This window comes from Hyphobacterium vulgare, assembly GCF_042643335.1.
Lineage (GTDB): Bacteria > Pseudomonadota > Alphaproteobacteria > Caulobacterales > Maricaulaceae > Hyphobacterium > Hyphobacterium vulgare.
Genome location: NZ_JBHRSV010000020.1, coordinates 1 through 8143, shown reverse-complemented (window position 1 = coordinate 8143; position 8143 = coordinate 1). Strand labels below are relative to the sequence as shown.

At 57.1% G+C, this 8143-nt stretch carries 7 protein-coding genes and 1 pseudogene; 1 reads left to right on the top strand and 7 read right to left on the bottom strand.

The features are described 5' to 3' along the window. Nucleotides 1-269: integrase core domain-containing protein (locus tag ACFOOR_RS10855; protein ID WP_380214527.1), on the top strand; the 269-nt coding region annotated here is incomplete at its 5' end. A 137-nt stretch (nucleotides 270-406) separates the two neighbouring features. Here the strand turns inward: ACFOOR_RS10855 and ACFOOR_RS10850 are convergent. From ACFOOR_RS10850 to ACFOOR_RS10820, 7 genes and pseudogenes are all read right to left on the bottom strand, one after another. Beyond that, nucleotides 407-1096, bottom strand: coding sequence for a hypothetical protein (locus ACFOOR_RS10850; RefSeq protein ID WP_343164755.1), 690 nt, complete (start codon nucleotides 1094-1096; stop codon nucleotides 407-409). A gap of 196 nt (nucleotides 1097-1292) precedes the next feature. Next, a pseudogene (locus ACFOOR_RS10845) lies at nucleotides 1293-2367 on the bottom strand (IS3 family transposase). Nucleotides 2368-2510: 143 nt separating this feature from the next. Next, the gene (galE, locus tag ACFOOR_RS10840; protein WP_343164756.1) at nucleotides 2511-3497 is read right to left on the bottom strand and encodes a UDP-glucose 4-epimerase GalE; all 987 of its coding nucleotides are present in this window, start codon (nucleotides 3495-3497) and stop codon (nucleotides 2511-2513) included. A gap of 85 nt (nucleotides 3498-3582) precedes the next feature. After that, the gene (locus ACFOOR_RS10835) at nucleotides 3583-4422 is read right to left on the bottom strand and encodes an FkbM family methyltransferase (RefSeq protein WP_343164757.1); all 840 of its coding nucleotides are present in this window, start codon (nucleotides 4420-4422) and stop codon (nucleotides 3583-3585) included. Between the two features lie 113 nt (nucleotides 4423-4535). Next, complete coding sequence (locus tag ACFOOR_RS10830; RefSeq protein WP_343164758.1) at nucleotides 4536-6374, bottom strand: exostosin domain-containing protein; 1839 nt, start codon at nucleotides 6372-6374, stop codon at nucleotides 4536-4538. A gap of 108 nt (nucleotides 6375-6482) precedes the next feature. After that, the gene (locus ACFOOR_RS10825) at nucleotides 6483-7403 is read right to left on the bottom strand and encodes a sulfotransferase (RefSeq protein WP_343164759.1); all 921 of its coding nucleotides are present in this window, start codon (nucleotides 7401-7403) and stop codon (nucleotides 6483-6485) included. Continuing rightward, nucleotides 7400-8143, bottom strand: a 744-nt coding sequence (locus ACFOOR_RS10820) for a hypothetical protein (protein WP_380214523.1), incomplete at its 5' end; no start/stop codon positions are given. The genes ACFOOR_RS10825 and ACFOOR_RS10820, both read right to left, overlap by 4 nt.

The following is an 8143-nucleotide window of genomic DNA, read 5'->3' as shown; positions in this document are numbered from 1 at the left end:
ACCTCGACCTCTGGGCCTATGCCAACGACGTCACGCTCGACTTCTCCCGGCCCGGAAAGCCCACGGACAACGGGTTCATCGAGGCCTTCAACAGCAAGCTTCGGACGGAGAGCCTGAACGCCCACTGGTTCATGAGCCTTGCCGACGCCCGCGAAAAGCTGGAAGCTTGGCGTAGAGAATACAACGAGGTCAGGCCTCACAGCGCGATCGGGTACAACGTCCCGGCCGACCTGCATAATCACTGCGGCATGGCCAGCCCGCCGCCGTGATCACAGCCGGAAAACTCCAGCTTCCGGCGGTCCAACGTTGGGGAGCAGCGCAGAAAGGCTCAGACTCTCAAAATAAACGAGGGACGACAGGGTCGCAGGTCAGGGACGACACGGTCGCAAGTCAATCAGGCCGGAATTCAAGGGGCTGGGTCAAACTGTACTGAGAAACCGACCGAATCAATTTGAACCGTGGCATTCGCAACGTCGCTGCTTTCAAGACTTTGATGCAATCTGACCATGGCACGGACCCATACAGCACCGGGGGCAGACGCTCTAAACCGGGTAGTTTGTTCGACCCAACCTTCGGAAGCGTTTACGTATATATTGCGGTCGCCGTTCAGCACTTCGAACGTACCTGAAACCGCGCCTCCATTCTCGTCTAAAAAGAAAAGACCTACAACATGACGCGCTCGACCAGATTCCGGGTCGGCCGTTTGTCTAAGCCGAATGCGAACGGAATATACGTTACCGTCGAGGTGATGCACGCGATCTCGAGAATACAGGTCACCAATACCAGTTTGCTCATAGAGAGGAATTTGATCTATTTGAACAACACTTCCAATCAAGCCAGACAATCTTTGATCGTCCAAGCTCTCGCGCTGTGCAGACCACCCCGCTTCGCCCCCAGAGAAGTCCGTAGACCATGAATCTGGTGTATTTAAGGCAACCGTTAACTGCTCTAACTGCTCTGCTCTTGGATCCATACTTTGAATAGAAAGTTCGGTCGTCGACTGGTCTGTCTCGGGCGGGTCGTTGACCGGGCGTTCTATCTCTCCACAGGCGCAAAGCGCGAACAAGGAGAAGTATAATATTTTTCGTACAAACATGAAAATTTGAACCCTTTTCCCAGCACGATTCACCAAACTACGCGTGTCTTAGAATGGGTCGAAACGCTCAGGAACTCAATAGCTGACGAGGGAAAGAGTTACCCAGCCCCCTGAGTTCCGGACTGATTGACCTGCGACCCTGTCGTCCTGAGCTTGACCCCGTTTTCGGGCCGCGGGGAGTTGGAAGATCCCCGTGTCATAGCGCCAGGGCGGGCTGCGTGAGCCCTGACGCTTTTCTTGCCTCCGCAGGCGTTCGGTAGCCAATGGCGCTGTGCGGACGCTCGGTATTGTAGTCTCTACGCCATCGCTCGCATTTTCCGCGGGCGTCGGCAAGATTCATGAACCAGTGGGCATTCAGGCATTCCGCGCGGAACTTGCCGATCAGACTCTCGATGAACGCGTTGTCCGTTGGCTTCCCGGGGTGGGAGAAGTCTAGCTCCATGCCGCCAGCATAAGCCCTTAGGTCCAGGTCGCGCGAGATGAACTCGGGCCCCTGATCGACCCGGATGGACTTCGGAAGACCATGGCGCGCGCAGATGCGCTCAAGAACGCCGACGATATCCGCGCCGGTGAACCGTTCGCGCGGCTCGGTGGCTGGCACGTATCGAGTGTAGGCGTCTATCACGGTCAGGATGCGCAGGCGGCGGCCGTCGTAGAGCTGGTCATGAACGAAGTCCATCGCCCAGACCTCGTTGGCCATCACCGCGTCAGACCGGCCCTCTCTGAGCTTCGCCTTCACCTTTCGCTTCGGCGTCTTGTTCCTCAGCTGAAGGCCCATCTCGCGATAGAGCCGATAGACCCGCTTGGCGTTCACCGCCCAGCCTTCACGCTGAAGCAGGACGTGGATACGCCGGTATCCGTAACGAACCCGCGACTCAGCGATCCCCCGGATGCGCTGGCGAAGCTCATCCTGTGACCCGCGTTGAGACTTATACTGGTAGGTCGAACGCTGACCTGCCAGGCCGCACGCAGATGATCCACCAGCTCTCGCCGGCGCGCAGGCCTCAGAGCTTTCGGCGGATGACGTCCTGAAGCATTTCCTTGTCCAGCGAGAGATCCGCCACGATCCGCTTCAGCCGACCGTTTTCTTCCTCAAGCTGCTTCAGGCGCTTCATCTCCGACGGCATCAGGCCGCCATACTTCTTTTTCCAGTTATAGAACGTGGCCTGGCTGATCCCTGCCTTGCGGCAGACCTCCTCCACCCGCGTGCCTTCCTCGGCCTGACGCAGAATGAACGCGATCTGCGCCTCAGTGAATTTCGACCGTTTCATCGGCCTTCTCCCCGTACCAGCCGCCCAAGCCGCTAAACGAGAATTTTCCACTTTTACGTGACCGAGAAAACGGGAAGCAGGTCAATTTCTTATCATAATGAGCCCGACAATTTCACCGTTCTTATAGCCTAAATCTATATTTTTTACCTCGAAATTCCCCAAGTTTTTTTGTGAAAACGCCAAGCGTCAACGATGATCGAATCGATATCAGACATCTTGGGTTTGAAGTCCAAGACTCTCCTGGCATGCTCCAGGTCGGCCGTCAAAACTGCTGCATCTCCATCGCGGCGAGGCCTTACGTCATAAGGAGTTTTTAGTCCCGTTACCCTCTCCACCGCCTGAAGGACCTCAAGAACTGAGGCGCCGTGGCCAGTGCCCAGATTGGCGATGATCTCTCGCTCGCCGGCCATCAGCTTGTCGAGTGCGGCAAGGTGCGCGTCGGCGAGATCCATGACGTGAACATAGTCGCGGATGCAGGTGCCATCGCGGGTGTCATAGTCGGTTCCAAATAGCTTCATCTTACCGCCGACACTCGCAGCAGCTTTCAGCGCATTGGGGATCAGGTGGGTTTCCGGATCGTGCTCCTCACCGATCTCGCCGTTGGGGCTAGCGCCGGCAGCATTGAAATAGCGCAGCGCAGCGTATCGGATCTCGCCGATCCGGGCTAGGTCAGTAAGTAGGATTTCGACCGCCCGCTTGGTGCGGCCGTAAACGCTCACCGGCTTGCAGGTCTCAGTCTCGGTGATCGGAACCAGGTTCGGCTCGCCGTACACTGCGCAGGTGGAGGAGAAGACCAGCGGCTTAACCCCTGCGCGCGCCATGGCCCCGAGCAGGGTGATCACCCCACCCACATTATTTTCCCAGAAGCGGAGCGGCTCCTTCTCGCCCTCGCCCACTTCGATGTTGGCGGCGAAATGCATCACGCCGTCTGGCCTGTACTTAGCGAAGGCGCAATCGAGGTCCGATGAAGACCTGATATCACCGCGCACCAGCGGGCCCCATTTGACCGCGTGCGCATGCCCTGACGACAGGTTGTCAAACACCACCGGCGTGTCGCCCCGCGCCGCCAAAGCTTTACACACATGGGAACCGACATATCCCGCTCCGCCCAATACAAGTACCGTGTTCACGCTTGGCGCCTCAATCCTCAAATGATGTAGAGACTATTCGCGTATCACTTAACTCTGATCAAAGCCTTTCAGGATTGGGCGACCATTAAATAAAATCGGGATTTTCAACAGCCACAAGACCGTCGCCGAATTGAACGTTGCCGTAGGGCGTGACGCAAAGTTCACCGCGCGGATAGTTCATCGTCTCACGCCAACCGTTTCGTCGGAACAACTCCGACATTTCATGATGTTTTTCCAGGGAAGTATGCGTACCAATCATCATGCTTTTAACGCGCTTTCGAAGCAGATCCATAATCGGTGGGATTATGTCATATTCCGCACCTTGAATGTCGACATGGACGAAATCCACTGTTCCGCTCATCCGGTCCATGAGCGAAGCAAGCGTGTAGGCAGGGACGTCAATGAAAGGCCTACCGGAATGGACCTGTTTCATCGAAGCGCCGTAGTCCTCGCTTGGATCTTCTAAAATGGGGAATCGTACCGTGCCCGCTTTTGGTGCGACAGCACCGTGAATCAGATGCATTGTTTCACCAGTCAGGTCATTGCTGGCGAAATGCCGTCGCATCCAGTCGTAATGGGTATGGTCTGCTTCGATTGCCACAATCTCTATCGCGTCGATACGGGCCGATTGACGGGCCGCCGTCGCACCGATCACAGACCAAGTCCCCCACCCCGCGCCCAACTCGATCATGCGATACGCTCCTGCAGCGCGCGCCACGCTCTCAAGGGTCAGAATCCAGTCGAAATAATGTTCGTTAAGCGACGGAAGAGGAGGCGTGTACTTAGATCCGCGCGGTGGTGCGAACTTCGACCAACCTTTTTTAAACCGACTGTCGGTGGTTACACCTAAGAAATCATATATCGAATAGCCGCTTGCTACGACTTGTTTAGGTGAAAAATGATCAAAAACAGCAGCGTGTTTCATTATTTTGCTCGTGTGTTTCAGTTGAAGTTCAACGTTATTATTAACAATCGACGAGGATGATCCATTTTCCGAACGCGGTACGGTTGGACTGATTGAGAAATATCGCGATCGTGTCAAGCCGCTTGTCTGGACCCCGGCGATTTCATCTCCCCACTCGCCATGAAAGCCAGAACGTCCGACACGAAGTTCCTTGGCCCATAACGCTGGGCGAGCATACGAAGCGCGAAACGGCGCCGCCGTAACTGTTCGTGGTCGCGCATAATCGCAGCAAGCCTGCCAGGCAGGTCTCGTACGGCCTCGCGAGACTCCGGGCATGTGATCACAGCCTGGTTCCAGAGGTCGGGCGAAGCGGGTGGCTTGTACGTGTCCGCGAGCACGACCGGTATCGAGCCGCCTGCGATCGCCTCCCACAGACGGATTGAGTTCGGTCCGGTGCCTGAAGGGCACAAAGTGAACACCGACTGAGCGAGAATTTCGCGGAATTCCTCGCTCGCCCTTTCATCAACTAATGCATCGCCGGGTTGGATCTTCGAGAGTATCTGCTGATCGTAGACTACCTTGTTATAGTGCCAAGCGTCCCGGTTGCGAATCAGCCCTCGTGGATGGTCGGCGAGTTCTTCAATCAAATAGGTGCGCGACTGGGTGAGATACTTGTTATTGGCTTTCGCCCCTACAAACGAGAACAAGTAGCGGCGGTGCTCAAACGCAATTTCCCCTCCATGCGGAACCTGAACTGGATAGAGCGGGAAGGGATGAATTCGCACGTTGGGCGCATCGGGCATGACCTCCAGTCCTTGCGTGGCATGCGACCAGAACACATCGGACACGCCGGCAGCACTGAACAGTTCTTGGAACTTGAGCATATGAATGTGCTGGCAGACCGTGGCGACGCGCGGAGTCCCGCGCACCACTTCCGTCAATGCGCTCATTCCTCTTCGCAGAGCATCCAAGCGCTCTATATCCGTTTGATTGTGAAGAGAGAGGTCGATCAGTGTCGCCCACGGAAATCCAAAATACATCGCATCGAGATCGCGGCGCACCTGCAAGCGCACCTGCTGGTACGCATGCTGTTCAGTGATCGCGGGGAATTGCCAGAGATGATTGTAGGCAGCGACGTTCCCGTCGAGCGTGAGTTTCGGCGCACCGCGAACAGAGGTCACCTTTGCCTGAGCGCCCCTGCGAGGAGCCGGTCCCTGCTCCGGAGGCAAAGTCAGGCCGCGTTCGCCCGCCCACTTTTCGAGCGACTTGTTCAGTTTAATCTGACTGTAATTCCCGGTCTTGACCGGCCAAATTTCAATATCGAGCTGCGCCGGATCGAGAAGGGTCGCGCTGGCGTGCACCATCGCCATGCCCCCCACAATACGCATGTCGGCCTTCTTGTCGTAATTTCTCAGCCCAGTTTCGTGCACGTGAATCGAGCGCACCTGTCGACACGGATTGTAGACCGTGTGTCCGTAGATGCTGAAAACATACGCAACCTTGTTGTCACAGCGCGGTACTCCGAGTGGAAAATTCAGGCGCTGATCGCGATCTGGGTTGGAGCCCTTCGCCGGGTAATACGCCCAAGTGTCTTGTGACCAGTGAGGGTTGGGGTGAAGCGAGGTGGCACCGTCGATCAGTTCATACCTGCTCAGCGCCACAAAACCGGTTGGGTCCGACTCGAACAGCTCTTTCAAGCGCGCTAGCGTGTGATCAAAGAAGATGTCCGCGTTCGCCAATACCGAAACGCTATGCGGGCAATACTGCTGAGATAACTGGGTCCAGTCCTGATAGGTGGGCCGCCCGTCCATCTCAATCACGGTCACGCGACCGTCGGAGAGATCGACCTCTGCATCGTCATCGACCATCAGGAAGATATGATCGATCGACATGTTTTTGCGGTTTTCGGCGAGACAGCGTTGGAGTTCGGCCCGGCGCTCTAGCTGTGCGGGACGGAAATACGGCGTGAACAACGAAATTCGCACGTTTGACCTCAGTTTTGGCGGAGCGTTCCGTTTCCACGTGTCCGACGTGGACATCCCCAAGCGCCGAAAGCGCCGCTCCCGCTGCGCCTGACGTGATCATTGAGTATGGTACTCTAACCGATCGCACAGCTCAACGAAACGCGAGCTTGTCCCGGCCTGCTCCAACAGCGCATCCGGTACCTCGCGCCTAGGACGGGGCGCAATCGTGTCACCTCTACGCCCGCTGTCGCCGCTCAGCCTGTATGCCGAAATCAACGAACGCCAATCGGAATTATACCGCAATTCCAGCGCCTCGCACATCCGGCGCATTTCTGCATCCGGATCGTTGACGAAGTTTTCGTACTTAAAACATGGCAATTCAGCATGCCGGTCGAGGAAGGCGTGATACCGGCGCGCATATTCGTCGATCGAGAACGGGTCGAAATGTCGCCAGTCGTTCTCGATAAGTGAAAGCCAAGAATCCAAAGGGTCCCGGACAGTCACGACCGAAGCGATAGAAGTTTTTCGGGAAAACATCTCGAACAGCGTCGGGCGTGCGGCCCAGTCTTGCTCAGTGCAGAACTGAGAATGGGCGTGACCTCTTAGAACCAGGCCGCGTCCCTGTCGGTCTAACCGAGTGAGCAGGACGTCGACACTAGCCTGAAACATCTCAACCGCCACTTCATCGGAAACCGGAAACAAGCCAACTCGCGCCAAAAGGATCGGGTCGGTCGGGGCGAACCTCGATCGCATCGTTGTCAGCTGGATCGAGCTGAGCGGATCGACCTCGCTCAGCACAAGCGTGTTCGGCTGGGCATTAAGGCCGCGCGCGATTAAGGTGCCGCCAGTGCACGCCATGTGGTTAATCATGCGCAAAAGTGGACGCGCCGGCTCCGGTTTCCGGCTCCGCTCAAACAGCGCCTCAAGCGCATGAATATCGGCTGACGCGTGCCGCTGCCCAAAGCGCGCATCAAGAATGGCTAACGGATCACCGCGCCCAGGCGAAGGAGTGAGTTCTCGCCGCGCGTGCTCGCTCATTCGCTCTTTCGCGCATTGGCCGGGCGCGCCTTTTTCTTCGATGGACTGCGCTTGCCTATAGGTCGCGCCTCACGACCAGCGCCCCCCAAAATCGGCGGCGTGGCACCCGTTGCCCCCATCTGAGCTTGTAAGTGACACGCAACACGTTCAAGCAAGTCCTCGACCTCGCGTTTTTCATGGAGCAGCTGGTCGAAACGGTCCTGAAGATCCGCCAGATCGGCCTGAACGATTCGCTGGACGCGCAGCGCGAGGCGCAGATCGTCGCGGGAGGCCGTCAGCTCACGCTGAACTCGAAGCACCTCCTGTCGCTGCTCTTCTGCGCGGGCGTCCGCTGCTCTGCGACCCGCCTCGGACTCCTCCCATTTGCCGCGTCGATCCTGCTCTGCCTGGTCGATCGCTGCATTCGACTCCGCCAGCTCGGACCTCAGTGCATCACACTGCTCCACTGCTTCGAGTAACTTCGCGGTCGTGTCATCGAGCTGATCTTCGGAACGCTTGAGATGGTCGCGTTGGTCTTCAAGCGCCTGTTCCAGCTCAGCGCGCTTGGCTATTAAATTCTGGTTTTCATCGTGCAAGCGTCGAGCGTCAGCTTCGAACTGCGCGGCCTTTTCCAGCTTGGCCTCAGCTTCCTCGAGTTTGGTCCGAAGCGTTTTCTGCTCAGCTTCCAGCATTTCACAGGCCGCCGCCGCGTCGGCGGCCTTGGCCGCGAATTCGCTAGCGCGCGCTTCGGCCTGTTCAGC